Origin of the sequence: Vibrio sp. 1F169, from assembly GCF_041439605.1 — a bacterium.
Lineage (GTDB): Bacteria > Pseudomonadota > Gammaproteobacteria > Enterobacterales > Vibrionaceae > Vibrio > Vibrio tasmaniensis_A.
Window position 1 is genome coordinate 1 of record NZ_JBGOOI010000008.1, and the last position, 19,418, is coordinate 19,418.

General features: G+C 44.4%; 19 protein-coding genes and 2 pseudogenes. 15 read left to right on the top strand and 6 right to left on the bottom strand.

Features of this window, described 5'->3' with window-relative positions:
* Nucleotides 1–154 precede the first annotated feature (154 nt).
* Together ACED53_RS05055 and uspA are read right to left on the bottom strand one after the other, a co-directional pair.
* On the bottom strand, nt 155–1,033 hold the full coding sequence (locus ACED53_RS05055) for a carboxylate/amino acid/amine transporter (protein ID WP_009848062.1): 879 nt from the start codon (nt 1,031–1,033) through the stop codon (nt 155–157).
* Nucleotides 1,034–1,085: 52 nt separating this feature from the next.
* On the bottom strand, nt 1,086–1,520 hold the full coding sequence (uspA, locus tag ACED53_RS05060; RefSeq protein WP_009848061.1) for a universal stress protein UspA: 435 nt from the start codon (nt 1,518–1,520) through the stop codon (nt 1,086–1,088).
* 189 nt (nt 1,521–1,709) lie between these two features.
* On the opposite strand from uspA, the gene ftnA reads away from it, so the two are divergent.
* The 3 genes from ftnA (at nt 1,710) to ACED53_RS05075 (ending at nt 4,073) form a co-directional block, all read left to right on the top strand.
* Complete coding sequence (ftnA, locus tag ACED53_RS05065; RefSeq protein WP_004735556.1) at nt 1,710–2,237, top strand: non-heme ferritin; 528 nt, start codon at nt 1,710–1,712, stop codon at nt 2,235–2,237.
* 68 nt (nt 2,238–2,305) lie between these two features.
* On the top strand, nt 2,306–2,629 hold the full coding sequence (gene uspB, locus ACED53_RS05070) for a universal stress protein UspB (protein ID WP_009848060.1): 324 nt from the start codon (nt 2,306–2,308) through the stop codon (nt 2,627–2,629).
* A 250-nt stretch (nt 2,630–2,879) separates the two neighbouring features.
* Nucleotides 2,880–4,073 (top strand): NAD(P)/FAD-dependent oxidoreductase, encoded by a 1,194-nt coding sequence (locus ACED53_RS05075; RefSeq protein ID WP_017101120.1) that lies wholly within the window; start codon nt 2,880–2,882, stop codon nt 4,071–4,073.
* Between the two features lie 427 nt (nt 4,074–4,500).
* On the opposite strand, the gene ACED53_RS05080 is transcribed toward ACED53_RS05075, so the two are convergent.
* A complete protein-coding gene (locus tag ACED53_RS05080) occupies nt 4,501–5,649 on the bottom strand; it encodes a hypothetical protein (RefSeq protein WP_017101119.1) in 1,149 nt (382 codons plus the stop codon).
* 15 nt (nt 5,650–5,664) lie between these two features.
* Nucleotides 5,665–7,101, bottom strand: coding sequence for a hypothetical protein (locus tag ACED53_RS05085; RefSeq protein ID WP_017101118.1), 1,437 nt, complete (start codon nt 7,099–7,101; stop codon nt 5,665–5,667).
* 229 nt (nt 7,102–7,330) lie between these two features.
* Here ACED53_RS05085 and ACED53_RS05090 point away from each other — a divergent pair, with 229 nt between their 5' ends.
* The 3 genes and pseudogenes from ACED53_RS05090 to ACED53_RS05100 form a co-directional block, all read left to right on the top strand.
* A complete protein-coding gene (locus ACED53_RS05090; RefSeq protein ID WP_017101117.1) occupies nt 7,331–8,125 on the top strand; it encodes a LuxR C-terminal-related transcriptional regulator in 795 nt (264 codons plus the stop codon).
* A gap of 106 nt (nt 8,126–8,231) precedes the next feature.
* Nucleotides 8,232–8,522, top strand: a pseudogene (locus ACED53_RS05095) (ATP F0F1 synthase synthase); the annotation flags it as partial.
* Nucleotides 8,523–8,753: 231 nt separating this feature from the next.
* Nucleotides 8,754–8,936, top strand: a pseudogene (locus tag ACED53_RS05100) (NAD(P)/FAD-dependent oxidoreductase); the annotation flags it as partial.
* Between the two features lie 146 nt (nt 8,937–9,082).
* On the opposite strand, the gene ACED53_RS05105 reads toward ACED53_RS05100, so the two are convergent.
* Nucleotides 9,083–9,976 carry a DMT family transporter gene (locus tag ACED53_RS05105; protein ID WP_017100514.1) on the bottom strand — a complete coding sequence of 298 codons (894 nt, stop codon included), beginning with the start codon at nt 9,974–9,976 and terminating at the stop codon, nt 9,083–9,085.
* Nucleotides 9,977–10,114: 138 nt separating this feature from the next.
* Between ACED53_RS05105 and rmuC the strand changes: the two genes are divergently transcribed.
* The 7 genes from rmuC to tatC all read left to right on the top strand — a co-directional run bounded on the left by rmuC (nt 10,115) and on the right by tatC (nt 16,445).
* Entirely contained in the window at nt 10,115–11,647 is a 1,533-nt protein-coding gene (gene rmuC / locus ACED53_RS05110; protein WP_017100515.1) for a DNA recombination protein RmuC, read from the top strand.
* 65 nt (nt 11,648–11,712) lie between these two features.
* Nucleotides 11,713–12,492, top strand: coding sequence for a bifunctional demethylmenaquinone methyltransferase/2-methoxy-6-polyprenyl-1,4-benzoquinol methylase UbiE (gene ubiE, locus ACED53_RS05115; protein ID WP_029222994.1), 780 nt, complete (start codon nt 11,713–11,715; stop codon nt 12,490–12,492).
* A 98-nt stretch (nt 12,493–12,590) separates the two neighbouring features.
* Nucleotides 12,591–13,196 carry an SCP2 domain-containing protein gene (locus tag ACED53_RS05120; protein WP_017100516.1) on the top strand — a complete coding sequence of 202 codons (606 nt, stop codon included), beginning with the start codon at nt 12,591–12,593 and terminating at the stop codon, nt 13,194–13,196.
* Nucleotides 13,193–14,827: a ubiquinone biosynthesis regulatory protein kinase UbiB gene (gene ubiB, locus ACED53_RS05125; protein ID WP_009848053.1), complete on the top strand. Its 1,635-nt coding sequence runs from the start codon at nt 13,193–13,195 to the stop codon at nt 14,825–14,827. Before ACED53_RS05120 ends, ubiB begins: the two co-directional genes overlap by 4 nt.
* A gap of 54 nt (nt 14,828–14,881) precedes the next feature.
* Entirely contained in the window at nt 14,882–15,136 is a 255-nt protein-coding gene (gene tatA / locus ACED53_RS05130; RefSeq protein ID WP_004735565.1) for a Sec-independent protein translocase subunit TatA, read from the top strand.
* 3 nt (nt 15,137–15,139) lie between these two features.
* Nucleotides 15,140–15,547: a Sec-independent protein translocase protein TatB gene (gene tatB / locus ACED53_RS05135; RefSeq protein ID WP_004735566.1), complete on the top strand. Its 408-nt coding sequence runs from the start codon at nt 15,140–15,142 to the stop codon at nt 15,545–15,547.
* Between the two features lie 142 nt (nt 15,548–15,689).
* The gene (tatC, locus tag ACED53_RS05140; RefSeq protein WP_017100517.1) at nt 15,690–16,445 is read left to right on the top strand and encodes a twin-arginine translocase subunit TatC; all 756 of its coding nucleotides are present in this window, start codon (nt 15,690–15,692) and stop codon (nt 16,443–16,445) included.
* A 309-nt stretch (nt 16,446–16,754) separates the two neighbouring features.
* Here tatC and ACED53_RS05145 read toward each other — a convergent pair whose 3' ends face one another.
* On the bottom strand, nt 16,755–17,516 hold the full coding sequence (locus tag ACED53_RS05145; protein ID WP_017099577.1) for a TatD family hydrolase: 762 nt from the start codon (nt 17,514–17,516) through the stop codon (nt 16,755–16,757).
* 208 nt (nt 17,517–17,724) lie between these two features.
* Here ACED53_RS05145 and hemB point away from each other — a divergent pair, with 208 nt between their 5' ends.
* Together hemB and ACED53_RS05155 are read left to right on the top strand one after the other, a co-directional pair.
* On the top strand, nt 17,725–18,768 hold the full coding sequence (gene hemB, locus ACED53_RS05150) for a porphobilinogen synthase (protein ID WP_009848049.1): 1,044 nt from the start codon (nt 17,725–17,727) through the stop codon (nt 18,766–18,768).
* Between the two features lie 81 nt (nt 18,769–18,849).
* Complete coding sequence (locus ACED53_RS05155; RefSeq protein ID WP_009848048.1) at nt 18,850–19,290, top strand: GNAT family N-acetyltransferase; 441 nt, start codon at nt 18,850–18,852, stop codon at nt 19,288–19,290.
* The last annotated feature ends 128 nt before the right edge of the window (nt 19,291–19,418 follow it).

The window sequence follows — 19,418 nt, forward strand, 5'->3', positions numbered from 1 at the left end:
CCACAACGGTATGCTAAGAACAAAAATGCCGTTCACTCTTAAGTGAACGGCATTAGACCTAAGGTCGCTCTTTTGCTTTTTGGGGTTATCCGAGCCAATTCATTTAGCTCAGTTCATTTAGCTTAGTTTAGTTCGCTTCGCTCAGTGAAAGCGGTTAGGCGTTGCTTGTGGATCTCGCAACACGCTTTTTCACCCATGTTTCGTTGACGAACAGAGAGAACAAGATAACCGCGCCGCCAATGGCCAATCGAACCAAGTCGACGTCTCTGTTCCAAATCAGGATGTTTACTACAAGGCCAGCTGGAACTAAGGCGTTGTTCATTACAGCCAGTGCACCAGCATTCACCATGCATGCACCTTTATTCCACATAAAGTAACCTAACCCCGAAGCAATCAAGCCAAGGTAAATCAGGATGCCCCATTGAAGCGTGGTTGTTGGCAGCTTCTCAGGGTTACCTAAGAGTATGAAAGCAACCGAAGCGACGCATAACGCACCCAAATAGAAGTAACCAAATACTGTGCGCTGAGGTAACTCTGTCGATTCCTTCTCCATCACTACTTTGTAAGCAACTTGGCCGATAGCAAAGCACAGGTTTGCACCTTGGACTACGAGGAAACCGACTAAAAAGTTTTCGTTGATCCCCGCGAATTTAATGAATACAGCGCCCAATACAGCAATCGCCGCTGTCACTAAATACCACGGAGAGAATTGTCCTTTGAGGAAGTCATAAATAAGCGTGACGTAAATTGGGGTAAAAACGGTAAACAGAAGGACTTCAGGAACGGATAGCAGCAAGAAAGATTGGTAATAGAAGCAGTACATCAGCCCAAGCTGGATACCACCAATCGTCATCAACTTAGCTATCAGCTTACGCGAGATACCTCGAAACTTCAGGAAAGGAAGAAATACAATGCCAGCAAGGGCAACACGCATTAATACAGAGAACCAAGAATCAACCTGACCAGCAAGGTAAACGCCGATCAGGCTAAAAGAGAAGGCCCATAAGAGGGTAACACTAGCTAAATAGCTCATATAAAAACTTCGTTAATAAGATATGAGCTGTATGTTACCTAACCTTAATTCATTAGTCTTCTGAATCTCTTAGAGGCACGACCAGCATATCAACCGGCGAGGCATTGATCAGTTGTCGTGTTGAAGAGAGCAATTTGCTCCAGAAGTCTTGATGGTGCCCACAAACCACTAAATCAACATTGAATTCATTGATGGTGTCACACAGTTCATGACTCAGGTCACCGCTGCCCACTAAGGTGTGGGTAATAGGGTATTGAGCGTGTTCTGCAAAATTTTGTAGCTGAACTCGAGATGCTTCCATCGCGTTGTGCTGGGTTTCTGCCATGTTGATATCAATAAGGCCGGTATAGAGCTCTGCATAATTAATATCGATATGGATAAAAGAGACTTTGGCTTCCAATGGCTTAGCCAATGCTACCGCTTTATCCACAAGTAATTTGCTGTCATCTGATAAATCGACTGCGACCAAAATATGTTTGTAACTCATATCGCTACCTCTTCTATTCATTGCCTAACTAAAGACTAGCACTATGCAATGCCTTTTTTTGCTGAAGTGATCTCATATCCACTGTCTTGCGTAATGTTTGCTCGAAATATTGGTTAACTAATGGCCTGCGAGATATTCATAAAATAGTGATATAGTAGAGAAAACTGAAGATGTAATTAGGAGTCTTAAATGCTATCAAAAACTATGGTAGAGCAACTGAACGATCAAATTAATCTAGAATTTTTCTCATCCAACCTATACTTACAAATGAGTGCTTGGTGTGAAGACAAAGGATTTGAAGGTGCAGCAGAGTTTCTGCGTGTTCATGCAGTAGAAGAAATGGAACACATGCAGCGTCTTTTTACTTACGTAAGTGAGACAGGTGCAATGCCAATTTTAGGTGCGATTGAAGCGCCAAAACATGAATTTGATAGCCTTGGGGCTGTGTTCCGTGAAACTTACGAACATGAGCAAATGATTACTCAAAAGATCAACAAACTGGCTCACGTTGCTTTCAGCACACAAGATTACTCAACCTTTAACTTCCTGCAATGGTACGTTGCAGAGCAACACGAAGAAGAGAAGTTGTTTAAAGGTGTATTGGATAAGCTAGAGCTTGTTGGTGAAGACGGTAAAGCATTGTTCTTTATTGATAAAGACTTAGCGCAATTGGCAAAAGATGGTTCATCTTCAATTATGGAAGCTCCTGCCGTATAGGTAGTACGAGAAAGACACTGATTATCTTTTTCTTTTGAGTTTTCTTATGAAGATGTAAGGAGGAAAGGATGATCAGCGGCGACACTATTCTATTTGCACTAATGGTTGTGACTTGTGTGAACTGGGCGCGTTACTTTACTGCGCTAAGAACACTCATTTATATTATGCGAGAAGCACACCCTCTACTATATCAACAAGTAGATGGAGGTGGTTTCTTCACAACTCATGGCAATATGACCAAACAGGTTCGCCTGTTTAGTTACATCAAAAGCAAAGAGTATCACCACCATCACGACGAAGTTTTTACGTCGAAGTGCGATCGTGTAAGGCAGTTATTCATACTCTCTTCTGCTCTGTTAGGTGTAACGTTGCTGTCTTCTTTCATCGTCTAAGTCATTTAGTACGATTGAAGTAGAGCTTAGATTTTTGGTGTAAAGCTTCGGTTGTTGGTTCGCCAAGCCAAACAGTGGCTTGCTGCTGTCTGCAAATCGTACAATTGAACATCAATTGCAAAGTTTAAAATTGCCGCTAAAGTAGCGAGCAATTAGTAAGGATGTGCTGTTTATGCACATCCTTTTTTATTGATGGCATTTCGAGAACAGGGCGTACTCGGGCTGCACAAGTGAAGAAAAGCAGAACCACATGAGTGAAAAATTTGATGTAATCGTAATTGGTGCGGGCGCCGCGGGCTTAATGTGCGCTGCGGAAGCGGGCAAACGCGGCCGACGAGTGCTGGTGGTTGATCATGCAAAGAAACCGGGCAGAAAAATTTTAATCTCAGGTGGCGGTCGTTGTAACTTTACTAACTATGATGTTTCAGCCAACAATTTCCTGTGTAACAACCCTCACTTCGTGAAGTCAGCTTTATCTCAATACACCAACTGGGATTTTATCTCGATGGTGAGCAAGTACGGCATTGAGTTCGAAGAGCGCGATCACGGTCAGTTGTTCTGTGTGAATGACCACACAGCAAAAGACATCGTGAGCATGCTGCTTGACGAGTGTAAGCAAGCGAAAGTCGAACAACGCTACCGTTGTGATGTTCACTCCATCGAAAAAACAGACGCTGGCTTCAAGATGCACCTCAATACCGACGAAGTTGAGTGTGACTCACTCGTTGTAGCGACAGGCGGTTTGTCTATGCCCAAGCTAGGCGCAACGCCATTTGGCTATAAGATTGCAGAGCAGTTTGGTTTGTCTGTAATGCCAACTACCGCAGGTTTAGTGCCATTCACTCTGCATAAAGAAGACAAAGAAGCTTTCGCTGAGCTTTCTGGTATCGCAATTCCTGCTGAGATCACAGCGCAAGACGGCACTTTATTTAAAGAAGCGTTGCTGTTTACGCACCGCGGCTTATCTGGTCCTTCGGTACTGCAAATCTCTTCATTCTGGAAAGCGGGTCAATCGGTTTCTATTAACCTAGTACCTGAAGTAGACGTTGCCGAGTTGCTTGAGAATTCTCGCGAGAAACACCCAAATCAGAGTTTGAAAAATACCTTGGCGAAAGCACTACCAAAGCGTTTTGTGGAAGTGCTGATTGATCGTAAAGAGCTTGAAGACAAGCCGCTTAAACAGTTCAATGAAAAGCAGCTTAGTGGCATCGTTGAGCACCTAGAGAACTGGAAAATTGCACCAAATGGCACTGAAGGTTATCGAACTGCCGAAGTGACTCTAGGCGGAGTGGATACTGATCACCTATCTTCGAAAACCATGGAGTGTAAGAGTGTGTCTGGCCTCTATTTCATTGGTGAAGTCATGGACGTAACAGGTTGGTTAGGTGGCTACAACTTCCAATGGTGTTGGAGCTCTGGCTTTGCAGCAGGCCAGTGGGTTTAAGAGTGACAAACAACAGGTTTGTCTCTTAATAGTGATTGCCACTAGTCATCCCTCGACAGTAATTATTTTGCATTCTTACATTTAGCTTCTTTGGTGGTTAAATTTCAACTTTCAAACCAAAACTCAATTTGTAATCGTCTTTATCGGGCTCTGAGTTGTCAGAGCCTAGTTTGGATAATATATATGCTTCAAGGTTAATTTAACTTTCAAATCTAGACCCGCAATAACTTCCTATCTAACGCTATGTAAAAACGGGGGGGGGATGATGATCTGACCTAGTTTGTCCAAGAAAAAAAGTGCTAAGGGCAAACCCTTGAGCACTTAAAAATCATACGTTTTGCCATACCGTAGATCGGTTGTGGTGACCTTGTTGACTGAACATCAAGCCCCAAATCCTACTACTTGTCAGCCATTTGAAGAGCGAGGCTTATCGGAAGACACTCTCTAGGCCACCGAATAGTTCTCCCAACATCGCTGACGCTACGGCATCTGAGAGTTGGCTCTGAGCTTTGTTACTCAGCAGGTGATTTGCATCCGGTCTCAAGAAGCCATCCTCATAGACAAACGTGCGTACCTCATCTTTAATGACCGATTCAATCTTAATATTGAACTGGTCCTTTTCAGTTAGAGTGACTCGTGCCGAGACAATACAACGGTAGATCTCACCACTCTTGCTTGCCTCACAATCACTGATATCGTAATCATCCACATCCACAGCAAAACCCATTTCAATGAATTCAACGCTTGCCGCGTCAATCACATCACTTTCACTCGGCCCCTCGCTACTGGCCATAATAAGAACCAACACGAGAGCAACTGAAAGCGTTAATACCAATTTCACTTTCATTGGAGATTTCGTTTTTAAAGCGTTAGCTTGCTCACCCACTTGCTCGGTCAGTTTATCAACATCAACATCTTCAATCTGACTCTTCACTTTCTGACCCAAAGCTTGGACTTTTTCGCGATCCAGATGTGAGGCGGCTTTTTCGCCTAAGCTACGGACTTTATCGGTATTCACAGCCCCCATCGCTTGCTGAATATCAACACGCGAACTGGCTTCTTTAATTTCATTAAGCGTAGGCAGAGCTTCAGTTCGAACTCGATACTTGTAACCCACCAGAGCCAGAATATTCAGCAGTAGTGCTGGAATCGCCAATAGCGAACCCCATCCGAGAAATACCATGAAACCCTTGGACTTTTTAAAATACGAATGACTGCTATGACGCTCCAGATACTCCAAGTGTCTAACAAAATCCTGACCCGCGTGATCAATGATATTGAAACCGAAAAATAAGTCGGCGAAGATCATTGCCGGAGCCGCTAGAAGACCAGCGATCAAGGCGGTTCGATACCAACGCTTTGGACTGCCTACCAACATCATCATTGATGCCGGTAGCATGAACAGAATAAACAGCCACGCTGGGAAGGCGTCAGTCATCGTGAAAGTAGCATCAAGATCGGAGACCACCGGCAACAGATATACTACCGCATAACACAGTGGGAACAGTGCATACAGCGCGTTCACGGGACTAAGAAAACCAAAAGCAGAACGTTTACTTTCAATTAGTTCAGGCACACTAAACCTCATTAATTACAGATAAAAACTGGATGCGATGCGTTTTTTCAGAGACTGCACATCTTGTGCTCCTTGGAAAGATCGTGAATCCATCGCCACTCGCCCCTCACCACTGAATGCAGAGCGCTCCCAGATGAAAATATCACGGAGTTCTGCGCCTTTATTGGGAACCACCAGCAACAAATGCACATCTTTCTCTTCAACACCTGATGGCAGATCGAATCCATTACTTCCCATCTTGACTTTGTGAGCCACAGCGTCAAATGCCTTCATAGAGGCCATCACATAGGCATCGTCATTACGCTCATCAAATTTATAGAAGTTATCTAGAAGGCCGTTATTCAATCGAACGTCTGGCACTTCGCTACGCATTTTTCTTGAAGTTTTATAGCGATTAAACGATCTTGATGCCTCATTAATCGTTCTGTCTTCATTGAATAATTCATCACCCAATTTGTCTATTTTCTTCTGAGCGTGCCACAGGTCGCTTTCTAGCTGACTTTGGCTTGTTGCGTACTTGTTTTCAGCGATGATGGTTTTATTCTTCAGCGCCGTTTCGGTTTCGGCAATTTGATTCCAGGCATGGCCCAGCTTGACGTAATTATCGAAGTTACGCTGCAGGCCTTTCTTAGCGATCGCATCAACGTTCATGCCATCCGCTTCAGAAAAACTCACACTTGAAACGGAATAATAAAATCGCTTAGCACAGATTTTTTCGCCGGTACTCGCCACAAGCAACGTCCCACGAAAATCGGCCTTATCCTTGTACTTAGGCATGCAAGTATGTCCTGCGCGGTAACCTCGGACATTCTGAAACGTCACACGATGCCCGTGAGAGCTAACTTTTAAAGGAAGTTCATTCTCTATGATGTAGCTATCTATTTGCGCGTTGGTTTCATTGTTGATCTTATCAATCGCGGCCTTCACGGTTTTCTCTTGCTCTTCTAGGACTATTAACCGGTCGCGTTCAGCCTTAATGAACGCTTCAAATTCTGTTTTTTTAGCTAGAGACGCATCTATCTCAGCAAAGATTGGCGTAGCCTTTTCAGTGATCAGGGTCCGCGCAAGCTCGCTACGCTTTGCATCAACCTGTCGAACTTGCTGAACATTGACTTTTAATTGGCTAAGCTGGCTCTTCAATACAGAAACATCGACCCCTTCAATTGCATCCAATTCTTCGATATAAGCATCGATGTCTGTTAATGCCGTTTCCGACTCCGCCAAGCCTTTATCTCGTACCTTTGAGTTGATTGCAGAGACGGTGTTGGCGACCTCTTGACGGTAGTCAGAATCTAAGTAAGTGCCTTTCACTTTACTGGGCTCAAGGATAAAGGCGTGGTGATCGGAAAAATCAGGGACGTCTCGATGTGAGGTGATTTCCACATCGTAGCCGCAGCCACTAAGAAGCAAGGACAACACCGTTGTCGGTACTATCGTTCGTTTAAGTTTCATTATTGTGCTCAAAAGATTTAGAGAATAAGGTGCGGGGAATACTAGAGGGCAACAGGGAGCACAAATACGGATAAACTCTGATTTTTAGCGACAAGAACACTGAATGATACTTTTTTAACCAACTAGTTAGATAAAACTCAGTAAAAACACTCAATTACATTCTAAATCATTGCGTACCAAGATGGATTGAATATTATCGTCGCCATTATCCTCGATCAAATGATAAGACATGGATGCAGACACTAACTTGCTTGCGGAGCAAGTCATAAAGCTTTCGCAAGCTACGCCTGATAACTATCTAAACACCATGAGCTCGCTCGCTCAACAAGTGTTAATGACTTATCAATTCGACAGACTCAGCTTAATTCCCCGTTCATCACTACTATTGAGCCGCGGCGAGTTCTATTCCGCCAGCCTAGACAAAGCTTGGCATTTTCAATTCGAGAAATACCATTTACAATTGTACAAACGCTACACTCAATTACTGGACAACGTGAAGCTATATCGAGCGTTTAACAGTTTCGATTTAATGCAAACGACTCACCCCGCTCTTGAGCAATTGAGAGTTCAAGGCGTCAGGTACCACGTAATGATCCCCATTAGCAGCGAGGGGCAGATATGGGGAGCAATCACCTTATCGAGTTTTACACTGATTAATCGTGACCTTGAAACCGACCAAATCGCCAGACAACTGCAGGCACTCGGTAACCTATGGCTTTGCTTCTGGAAGCAAATACCCATCTCACAAGCCTATTCACTCGGTAAGCAGGCGCAGCTACATTCGATTGAAGAGAAAATAATAGCCTTACCGAAAAGGCAACGTGAAGTGCTGACTTTGCTAAATCAAGGCCTCACAATGAGAGAGTGTGCGGCGCAGTTGTTCATTAGCCCCAGAACTGTGGAGTCTCACAAGTATAGGATTCTTAAAGCGTTTGACGTTCGGAATCAAGCCGAACTACAGAGACTGACTAACGTCTCAACCACTCAAAAAGCTTTTTTGAGAGCGAATAATCAAAATATCTAGACACTAGTGGATCATAAAAGTGAATAAAGTAAGTTAATCAAACACGATGATTTATCGGTGTAATTTCTGGATCAATATTCTCGAATATCCCGTTTGTATATGAGAGATCGAACTTTCTGATGGCTATGATACGTCTAAAATATCGAAGCCCAATCGTAAACGTATCGCATTGGCAATGGATACACTGGCGGCATTACCAGTGGAAGAACGAGATCAAATGTACTCGTATATTCATAGTTACTGTGAGCAGAAGTTAACGTTCGATAAAGAAAACAGTAAGTTTGAAATCAACTCAGACGATGAGCTGAAATATTTGTTCTACGGTATTGAACAGCGTTTCTACACTACACCTTTAGGGCATGAAAAGCGTTTGGCTAATTCAGTCCAACCAATGTAATACACTAGCTGAATAGCTATGCATTGTTATTTGATGTTCTCGGGTTCTTAGCAAAGCCCATGACATCTCCCCAATGCGGTTCAAAAATGTGGGTATAACCATTGTTGAATTGCTAATTTGGTTTTTACATCAGTTCGGTTTCTTGAGAACTTACAGCGCTGCAAGTTAAGTTTGAAGTATAAAATACAGAATTGATAAATTGTATTTTGACAACTTATGGACTGTGTTAGGAAAACAGCGGAAGTGACCCTAGGCGGTGTAGATACCAATCATCTATCTTCAAAAACCATGGAATGTAAGGACATCAAAGGCTTGTACTTCATTGGCGAAGTAATGGACATAACAGGTTGGTTAGGTGGCTACAACTTCCAATGGTGTTGGAGCTCTGGCTTTGCAGCAGGCCAGTGGGTTTAAGCTTTGAGCTTATCCATTAGATTTTAAATTACATAAAAATGGCGAGTCATATGACTCGCCATTTTTGTATCTATAAGCGGTAATCCAGCTCTAGATTCGAATTTATCGATAGCTTTTCGTGCTCAATCGAGTCTTTTAGCTCTTATTTACGTAGGGTTTTTCTTTGAAAACTTGATCTGTTGAATCACCAAACCAGCAATGATTAGCAGTAAGCCAAACAGTGTCGCTGGGTGAATCTCTTCGCCAATGATGGTTGAAAGTAGCATTAGCGAAATAAACGGTGAGGCAAAAATTAGGTTGCTGATACGTGCCGTATTGTTGGTTAGCTTGAGTGCTGATAGCCACAAGACAAAGGTAATGCCCATCTCGAACAGGCCAACATAAGTCACAGCCATCCAACCTTTCGCTGTGATTTGGCTAAAATTCTCGCCTTCGTAAATGGTTAAACCAATTGCGAATGGCAATGCCACTAAGAACCCAAGCAGTACACCCACCACAGGGTCAGCCTTGTTTTTGGTATTGAGAATCCAGTAGCCTGCCCAAAGCAATGTTGAAAGCAGCGCCAGTGCCACACCGAGTGGGCTATCGAACTGCATGCCTAATACATCACCTTTGGTGGCAATGACTACCACACCCGCATAGCTGAAGGTACACGCAATCCAATCTTGTTTACGAATCTTTTGCCCCAGAAAAACCGCAGCCATTAAGGTTAGCGTGATCGCCCAACTGTAGTTGATGGCTTGAGCTTGAGATGCAGGCAGTAGGTCGTAGGCTTTGAATAGAATCAGGTAATAGGCCAGTGGGTTAACCAAACCGAGCAGTAAGTAATACCAAGGGTTTGAAAGAAACGTGGTACTCAGCTGAGAAAGCTTACCTTGAAACGCGCAAACCGCGATTAGCGCAATCGACGACACAATGCTGGCGATGGTCAGCATTTGAATCGGTGAAAACTCAGCAAGGGTCAGCTTAAAAGCAGTAGCGACTGTTGACCACAGTAATACCGCAGCAAGGCCAAAGCCCAAGGCACGACGTTCGTTCATAGCAACTCATTTTAATTTGATGGGGTAGAATAGGGAGCGCTTAGTCTATCTGTCGAATTTTAATACGGCAAACTGGACATTTATCCAGTATCAAAATACCATTTAATGAGTTATTTCCAATTAGGCTAAATCATTATCATGCAATGGATTATCGAACATCAGGCAACGCTTATCGCTGCAATTTCTGGCGCGCTCGTCAGCGGCGGTGTCGTGGGTTGGTGGATCAAACAGAAGTTCTCTTTTCAGCAGCGACTTCTTGAACAGCAACTAGAGTCCGACCGTTTGCTGCATGAGTCTCAACAATCTCAGCTCAAATCCTCACTCGCAGAGGCGCAACAAGAGCTTGATGAGTTAGATGATGATCGAGATAAAGCGGCATTTGAACTTAAGCAGGCACATGGCAAGGTGATGGCTGCGATGGAGAAGCTGCGCTATTTTGAAGCCGTGAAGCAAGAACGTCAGCAGTATGCCGATGATATCAATGTTCTTAAGGAGCATAAGTCTGAGTTGGAGGCAGAGCTTCGCGAGCAAGAAGCTAGGCACGACCAAGAAAACCTCGCTAACAGTGAAAAACTGCAGCTGTTAGAGCAGGCAGAGTCCCGATTGAAGCAGCAGTTCGAACTGTTAGCGAATCAACTGTTTGAGAGCAAAACCGCCAAGGTCGATCAGCAGAACAAGCAGAGTCTTGAAGGTTTGTTATCACCGTTGAGAGAGCAGTTAGAGGGTTTTAAGAAGCAGGTTAATGACAGCTTCAGTCAAGAAGCCAAAGAGCGTCACACCTTGGTACACGAACTGAAGAACCTACAACGTCTCAATGAGAGCATGACGCGTGAAGCGGTTAACCTGACTCAAGCACTAAAGGGCGATAACAAACAACAAGGTAACTGGGGTGAAGTGGTACTGGCTCGCGTGCTTGCTGAATCAGGGCTGCGCGAAGGTCACGAATACCAAACGCAAGTGAACCTACAGAACGATGCAGGTAAGCGCTATCAGCCGGATGTGATTGTCCATTTGCCACAAGATAAGCAAGTAGTGGTGGATTCTAAAATGGCATTGGTCGCGTTTGAGCGTTACTTCAATGCCGAAACCGATCAACAGCGTGATGCCGCATTGCGTGATCATTTGGCTTCATTGCGAGCGCATATTAAAGGCTTGAGCCAGAAAGATTATCATCAGCTCAAAGGCATACAGAGCCTGGATTACGTGTTGATGTTTATCCCGGTTGAGCCAGCATTCCAAGTGGCGATTCAGGCTGATCCTAGCTTGGTGAAAGATGCGATGGAGCAAAACATCATCTTGGTCAGCCCAACCACCCTGCTGGTGGCACTGCGTACCATTGATAATCTTTGGCGCAACGACAGACAGAACCAAAATGCACAAGTTATCGCGGAACGTGCGAGCAAGCTTTACGACAAGCTGCGCCTGTTTGTTGATGATATGGAAGGCCTTGGCAGCTCACTTGATAGAGCCAACCAAAGTTATCAAGGGGCGATGAATAAGCTAGTGACAGGGCGAGGCAACGTGATTCGTCAGGCCGAAAGCTTCAAGCAATTGGGTGTTGAAGTGAAGAAACCGATCTCGATTGGTTTGGCTGAAATGGCGCAAAATGAGGCTTTTTCAGAAAATGCCTCCTTAGTAGAAAGACAACCTGCTGAGGATAAAGTAAACTAATCGGCCGCAGCGCCTCTAAAGAGAGAGTGTACTGTCGATGAGAACTTACCATGGTAGATAACAGCATTATGGACACAAGCGTGCAGACAAATTCAGCAGTAGAGTCAGAAACCACACACTTTGGTTTCGAAACAGTCGCGAAAGACCAAAAAGTCGCGAAAGTAGCAGAGGTATTTCACTCTGTAGCCGCTAAATACGACATCATGAATGACTTAATGTCGGGTGGTGTTCACCGCTTGTGGAAGCGATTCACGATTGATTGCAGTGGCGTGCGCCCTGGTCAACGTATCCTCGATCTTGGTGGTGGTACTGGTGACCTTACTGCGAAATTCTCGCGCATCGTTGGTGAAAAAGGCCACGTGGTTCTTGCTGATATCAACAACTCAATGCTGAATGTTGGCCGCGATAAACTGCGTGATAGCGGTATTGTTGGCAACGTACATTATGTTCAAGCAAACGCTGAAGAACTGCCTTTCCCAGACAACTACTTCGATTGCATTACCATCAGCTTCTGTCTGCGTAACGTAACCGATAAAGACCAAGCACTGCGTTCAATGTACCGCGTACTTAAGCCGGGCGGTCGTCTGTTGGTTCTTGAGTTTTCTAAGCCAGTGCTTGAGCCACTATCAAAGGTTTACGATGCATACTCTTTCCACCTATTGCCAAAAATGGGTGAGCTGATTGCTAACGATGCAGACAGTTATCGTTACCTTGCAGAATCAATCCGCATGCACCCTAACCAAGAAACCTTGGAAGGCATGATGCAAGAAGCGGGTTTTGAAAATACTAAATACTTCAACCTAACGGGCGGCATTGTTGCGCTGCACCGCGGTTACAAGTTCTAGTCGAACTTGGTAGCAGGCTCGTTGAGTGTGCTAAAAAATAAGAATAAAGATACAACGGATAGGTTAACGCTTATCCGTTTTCAAAGGTAAGGACAGTCATGCCATTTGATCCATTGGTCACCGCGGTTATTGAAACCTCTTTAAATACTTTCGTGAACGATGATCCAGCTTTGGTTCGTCGTTTGTCTCGTTTAAAGGGGCAGATCATTCAAGTTAATTTGAAAGAGCTGAACAAAACTCTCACTTTCGTTTTTAGCCAACAAATCGATGTGTTGTCTGACTACGAAGGACAACCTGATTGCTACCTATCTTTGAACCTCTCGGTACTGCCAGAACTGCGTGAGCAATCGAACATCACCAAACTGATCAAGCAAGATAAGCTGATCTTAGAGGGTGATATTAAACTGGCTCAGAAATTTGCTCAGCTAATGACAGACTGCAAGCCTGACTTGGAAGAGTGGCTATCGCGCGTGACGGGCGACGTGGTTGCTCATACCTTGGTACAAGGCGTTAAGAATGTCGGTGGCCTTGTGGCTAAGCAAGCCACTAAGCATCAAAACCATCTCGCTCAGGTATTAACTGAAGAGTGGAAGATTGCACCAGCGCCATTAGAAGTGGCGCATTTTTGCGATCAGGTTGATGACGTAAAAAGCTCAGCTGCACGTCTTGAAGCTAAATTGAACGCTCTGTTGGAGAAAGCATGACCCCAACAGAACTGAAACGTCTTTATCATATTATCAAGGTACAGTTGGAATACGGCCTTGATGAATTGATGCCTGAGCACCAGTTGACCAAAGCCCCTTTGTTGGCGAGGAAGTCACTGTTTTGGCTAAAGAATAAGCATCAAGATAAAGAATTAGGCCACCGCTTGCGTTTAGCGTTACAAGAGTTAGGGCCTGTTTGGATTAAGTTTGGTCAGATGATGTCAACGCGTCGCGACCTATTTCCTCCTCATATCGCTGATCAGCTGGCGCTATTGCAAGACCAAGTGGCGCCATTTGATGGTCAATTGGCTAAACGAGATATGGAAAAAGCCCTCGGTGGTAGCCTAGATAACTGGTTTACCGATTTTGATATCGAGCCACTGGCTTCAGCTTCTATCGCTCAGGTGCATACTGCGAAGCTTAAAGAGAGCGGTCGTGAGATTGTTCTGAAGGTAATTCGCCCTGATATTCGCCCGGTGATTGATGCAGATCTAAAACTGATGCACCGAATGGCGCGTATAGTCGCTAAGTCGCTTCCTGAAGCACGTCGTTTGAAACCTGTTGAGGTGGTTCACGAGTACGAAAAAACGTTACTGGATGAACTAGACCTGCGCCGCGAGGCGGCCAATGCGATTCAACTGCGACGTAACTTTGAAGGCAGCGAAGAGCTGTATGTTCCAGAGGTTATCCCTGATTTAAGCAGTGAAACCTTGATGGTGTCAGAGCGAATCTATGGCATTCAAGTTTCAGATATTGAAACCCTGAACGCCAACGGCACTAACATGAAATTGCTGGCTGAACGCGGTGTGACGGTATTCTTCACTCAAGTGTTCCGCGACAGCTTTTTCCATGCAGACATGCACCCAGGTAACGTATTTGTTAACCCTGAAAATCCAGATAACCCGCAGTGGATTGGCTTGGATTGTGGCATTGTTGGCACGCTCAACAGCGAAGATAAGCGTTATTTAGCCGAAAACCTACTGGCTTTCTTTAACCGAGATTACCGTAAGGTCGCAGAGCTTCACGTGGATTCGGGTTGGGTGCCACATGACACCAACGTCAACGATTTCGAATTCGCGATTCGTATGGTGTGTGAGCCGATTTTTGCAAAACCACTTGGCGAGATCTCATTTGGCCATGTGTTGCTAAACTTATTTAATACAGCAAGACGTTTCAACATGGAGGTTCAACCTCAGTTGGTGCTTCTTCAGAAGACCTTGTTGTATGTGGAAGGCCTAGGCCGCCAGTTGTATCCGCAACTTGATTTGTGGGCAACGGCTAAGCCTTTCCTTGAAACCTGGATGATGAATCAGGTGGGGCCACAAGCTGTGATTAACGCAGTAAAAGAGCGTGCGCCATTCTGGGCAGAAAAACTGCCAGAGCTGCCAGAGCTACTTTATGACAGCTTGCGTCAGGGTAAAGCCATGAACCACAGAATGGATCAGCTTTATCAAGGCTATAGAGATAGTAAGCGTCAGCAAGCAACTGGAAAGTTTTTGTTTGGCGTTGGAGCAACTTTAGTCGTATGCTCCGCAATATTAGTTTCAAGCCCTTATGAGCAGCTATCTATGGGCTGTGGCATCGCAGGTGTCACATTTTGGCTGCTAAGTTGGCGAGCTTACCGTCGTTAGACAGTAGACTTCCTTAATATTTTTTATGTGTAGACAGACCCGAGGACAATGACAATGGGTGGTATCAGTATTTGGCAACTTCTAATCATTGCTGTAATTGTAATTTTGCTATTCGGAACAAAGAAACTGCGCGGTATGGGTGGTGACTTAGGTTCAGCGGTTAAAGGCTTCAAAAAAGCAATGAGCGATGAAGATAAGCCTGCAGATAAGAAAGATGCAGACTTTGAACCAAAGAATATTGAACAGCAGAAGAAAGAAGCTAGCGCTGAAACAACTGCTGAAACAAAGAAAGACAAAGAGCAGGCGTAAATCGTGTTTGATATCGGTTTTTGGGAACTGGTATTAATATCTGTCGTTGGGTTAGTGGTTTTAGGGCCTGAGCGTTTGCCCGTTGCAATTCGTAGTATTTCCAAGTTTGTTGGACAAGCGAAAAGCATGGCAAACAGTGTGAAAGATGAACTTTCTCACGAGCTTAAGGTGCAAGAGCTGCAAGAAAACCTACGCAAGGCGGAAAAAATGGGTATGGAAGATTTATCTCCAGACCTAAAAGCATCAGTTGATGAACTTAAGCAGGCCGCTGCTCAAGTTCAACGCCCGTATGCCAAGCCTGAGTCTGATAAGCCGAGTGAGACTGAACCTAGTGTCACGGAAACTGTGGAATCTGAAACCATTCAGGTCAACAGTGAAGCTTCAGCACCGTCAGATAAGAAAGCCGAATAGTCTCGCAAGGAGGAGTTGCCAGATACTTATGTAGTTATTTAAGTAGACAGCTATTTAAGTAAATAACTATTCAAGTGGATACCAATTCAACTGGATAGATACACGCGGCTCCTTTTCGATCTTCCTGTTTAAGAGGTTTGACATGTCTTCGACTGAGCAGACACAGCCTTTAATTAGCCATCTTCTAGAACTGCGTAATCGCCTATTGCGCGCGATTGTTGCTGTTCTGGTGGTGTTTGTTGGGCTAATTTATTTCGCTAATGATATTTATGAGTTCGTCTCTGCACCTTTGGTAGATCGCTTACCTGAAGGCGCGACGATGATCGCAACTGATGTAGCGTCACCATTTTTCACACCCTTAAAACTGACCTTGATCGCGTCTATATTCCTCGCGGTTCCGTTTATTTTGTATCAGGTGTGGGCTTTTGTCGCTCCGGGCTTATATAAGCATGAGAAGCGCTTGATCATGCCGTTATTGGCTTCAAGCTCATTGCTGTTTTACTGTGGTGTGGCGTTCGCTTACTTCATTGTATTCCCGTTGGTATTTGGCTTTTTTACCGCCATATCATTAGGGGGAGTAGAGTTCGCAACAGACATATCAAGTTATCTCGATTTTGTACTCGCGCTGTTCTTTGCTTTTGGTATTGCCTTTGAAGTACCAGTAGCGATTATCTTGTTATGTTGGACGGGGGCGACAACGCCTAAGGCTCTGTCTGAAAAGCGTCCGTACATTGTTGTCGGTGCTTTTATCGTCGGTATGATGCTGACACCTCCCGATATGATCTCGCAGACACTGTTGGCGATTCCAATGTGTATTCTGTTTGAGATTGGTCTGTTCTTCGCGCGTTTCTATGTGCGTAAGCCAGATGCGGATGAAGAGGAAGAAGCTGAGTCTTGATTCTGCTGTAAGAGTATAATTGCTAGAGTCCTTCAGCAAAAATCGACACAATAAAAAAGCGGCCTAGGGCCGCTTTTTTATTGTGTCGATTTTATCGAACCTTTAACTGATAGCCACAGTTCTGACATATATAGAGCTCTTTGATACCCCACATCTTATGCCATAGAGTTCGATGTTGACGTTGTAAGTGAATAGTGTGATTACACATAATCATCTCAATTTGACTTTTATTTATTATAATCGTCAATATTAAACAATATACCTATGCATTTCAATGAATAACTCTAAAGTATTATGTGAAGTAAGGTCTTATATATTAAAGAGGGTGCTAGCATTTTTTGAAGTTGTGGTGTCGACCTCTTCAAGGCTAATCCCGCGCAATTCAGCGATGCGCTTTGCTACTAATTCTGTGTATGCGGGTTCATTGCGTTTACCGCGATTTGGTGTTGGTGCTAAATAAGGGCAATCTGTCTCTAGAATGACGTAATTCATATCGAGATGCGGGATCACCTTGTCCATTCCTGAATTCTTGAAGGTCGATACACCACCTAATCCGAGGTGGAACCCGAGCTCGTTGATCGCTTGAGCTTCTTCTAAGCTGCTACCAAAACAGTGGAACACACCACGTAAGCTGCCATCTTGCTCTTTACGAAGCAGGGCAAGTGTCTCTTCAATGGAATCACGCGTGTGGATCACGACAGGTAGGTCTAGATCTTTTGCCCACTGCAGTTGAGTCACGAAAGCCATCTCTTGTTCAGCCTTGAAGGTTTTATCCCAGTACAAGTCGATACCAATCTCACCCACGGCGATAAAATCATGTTTATCAAACCAAGCTCGAATGGTTTTGAGGGTTTGCTCGATATTCGCATCCACATAACAAGGGTGTAAGCCCATCATTGAACGACACACATCAGGAAACTGAGCTTCCGTCGCTAACATGGGCTCGATAGATTCTAAATCGATGTTCGGCAATAGAATGGTATCAATACCTTGAGCCAGTGCGCGTTGCACGACTTGTTCACGGTCTTCATCGAATTCGCTCGCGTAAATATGAGCATGGGTGTCGATCATTATTTTGTCCTGAAAGCAGTCTTTACTGAGTTGTCATGAGTATACGGCAGTGTGAGGAGAAGGTCATTTTTTGCCATTTATCCCTGTTTTTGAGTGGGTTTTATATTTTACTGCTAGCGTCCTGAGCCATCAGTGATATGCTTTTGCCTGTATTTAGCACTTTTCATATCTAAGCATTTCGGTGCTTAGACTAGGCAAGGAGAATCTAGTGTCTGTTTCAATTCAAGGTCAATTCCCAGGTCGCCGTATGCGCCGTATGCGTAAACACGACTTTAGCCGTCGCCTAATGGCAGAAAATCAATTGTCTGTGGATGACCTCATCTACCCAATGTTTATCCTGATGGGTAAAGACCGCCGCGAGCCTGTCGAGTCAATGCCGGGTGTTGAACGCTTGTCGATCGATCTGATGCTTGAAGAAGCGGATTACCTGTCAAAATTGGGTGTTCCGGCGATTGCTCTGTTTCCGGTCGTGAACCAAGATGCTAAAAGTTTATGCGCGGCTGAAGCTCATAATTCAGAAGGTTTAGTGCAGCGTGCGGTACGTTCATTAAAAGAGCACGTGCCAAATATGGGTGTGATTACTGATGTTGCACTGGACCCATTTACTACTCACGGCCAGGACGGCATCATCGATGAAGATGGTTACGTGATGAATGATGAAACGACTGAAGTGTTGATTCAGCAGGCGTTATCGCATGCTGAAGCCGGTGCAGATGTGGTTGCTCCGTCGGATATGATGGATGGTCGTATTGGTAAGATCCGCGAAGCGTTAGAGGAAGCGGGTTATATTCATACTCAGATTATGGCGTACTCTGCGAAATACGCATCGTGTTATTACGGCCCATTTCGTGATGCAGTCGGCAGTGCTTCGAACCTGAAAGGTGGTAATAAGAAGAACTACCAGATGGATCCTGCCAACAGCGATGAAGCGATTCACGAAGTGGCAATGGATCTTAATGAAGGTGCGGATATGGTGATGGTTAAGCCAGGCATGCCTTACTTAGACATCGTGCGTCGTGTGAAACATGAACTTCAAGCACCAACGTATGCTTATCAAGTGTCTGGTGAGTATGCGATGCACAAAGCAGCAATTCAAAACGGTTGGCTGAAAGAACGCGACACCGTTATGGAATCACTGCTGTGCTTTAAGCGTGCTGGTGCTGATGGCATTCTGACTTACTTCGCTAAAGATGTTGCAGAGTGGCTTGCTGAAGACAATGCACAAGCAGCCAAGCACTTAAAAGAAAAGTAACAACTTAACGTTAACTTAAGTGATATTCAGTAAAAGGGTTGGCCATTGTGTCAGCCCTTTCGCTTATGAGGATGGAAGAAGATGTCAGTCATAGTACGTGAAGGTTCACTGGGAGAGGTTGTGTCTGTTGTCGAGCAGATCTCTGAATTTGCTAGAAAAGAGAGTGTCGCTTCACTGGCAGCTCGGCTTGAAGGGAAAAAGAGCCTGATCTTAGTGGCTGAAGAGGCGAACGTGTTACTCGGCTTTAAAATTGGTTATGAGCTTAACTCAAATACTTTCTATAGTTGGTTTGGTGGTGTGTCACCGCTTGCAAGAAATAAGGGGGTCGCACAGGCTCAATTAGATGTTCAGGAGCAGTGGGCACAAGAGCGGGGTTATGAGCAGCTGAAAGTAAAATCTCGTAACCAGTTTCCTGCGATGCTGTGTTTACTATTGAAAAATGGATATCGAATTGAAAAATTGGAAGAAAAAGAAGAGATTAATGAAAATCGAATCCATTTCGTGAAGCAATTATCAGCTTAATGATTTGCTTTATCGGGGTGATAAATCATTTAAAATGAATTTAATGAGATTTATTATCATTTAGTTGTTGACTATTAAATGAGAATCATTATTATTAACCCTGTCTTAGGGAATGAGGAAATGTTCAC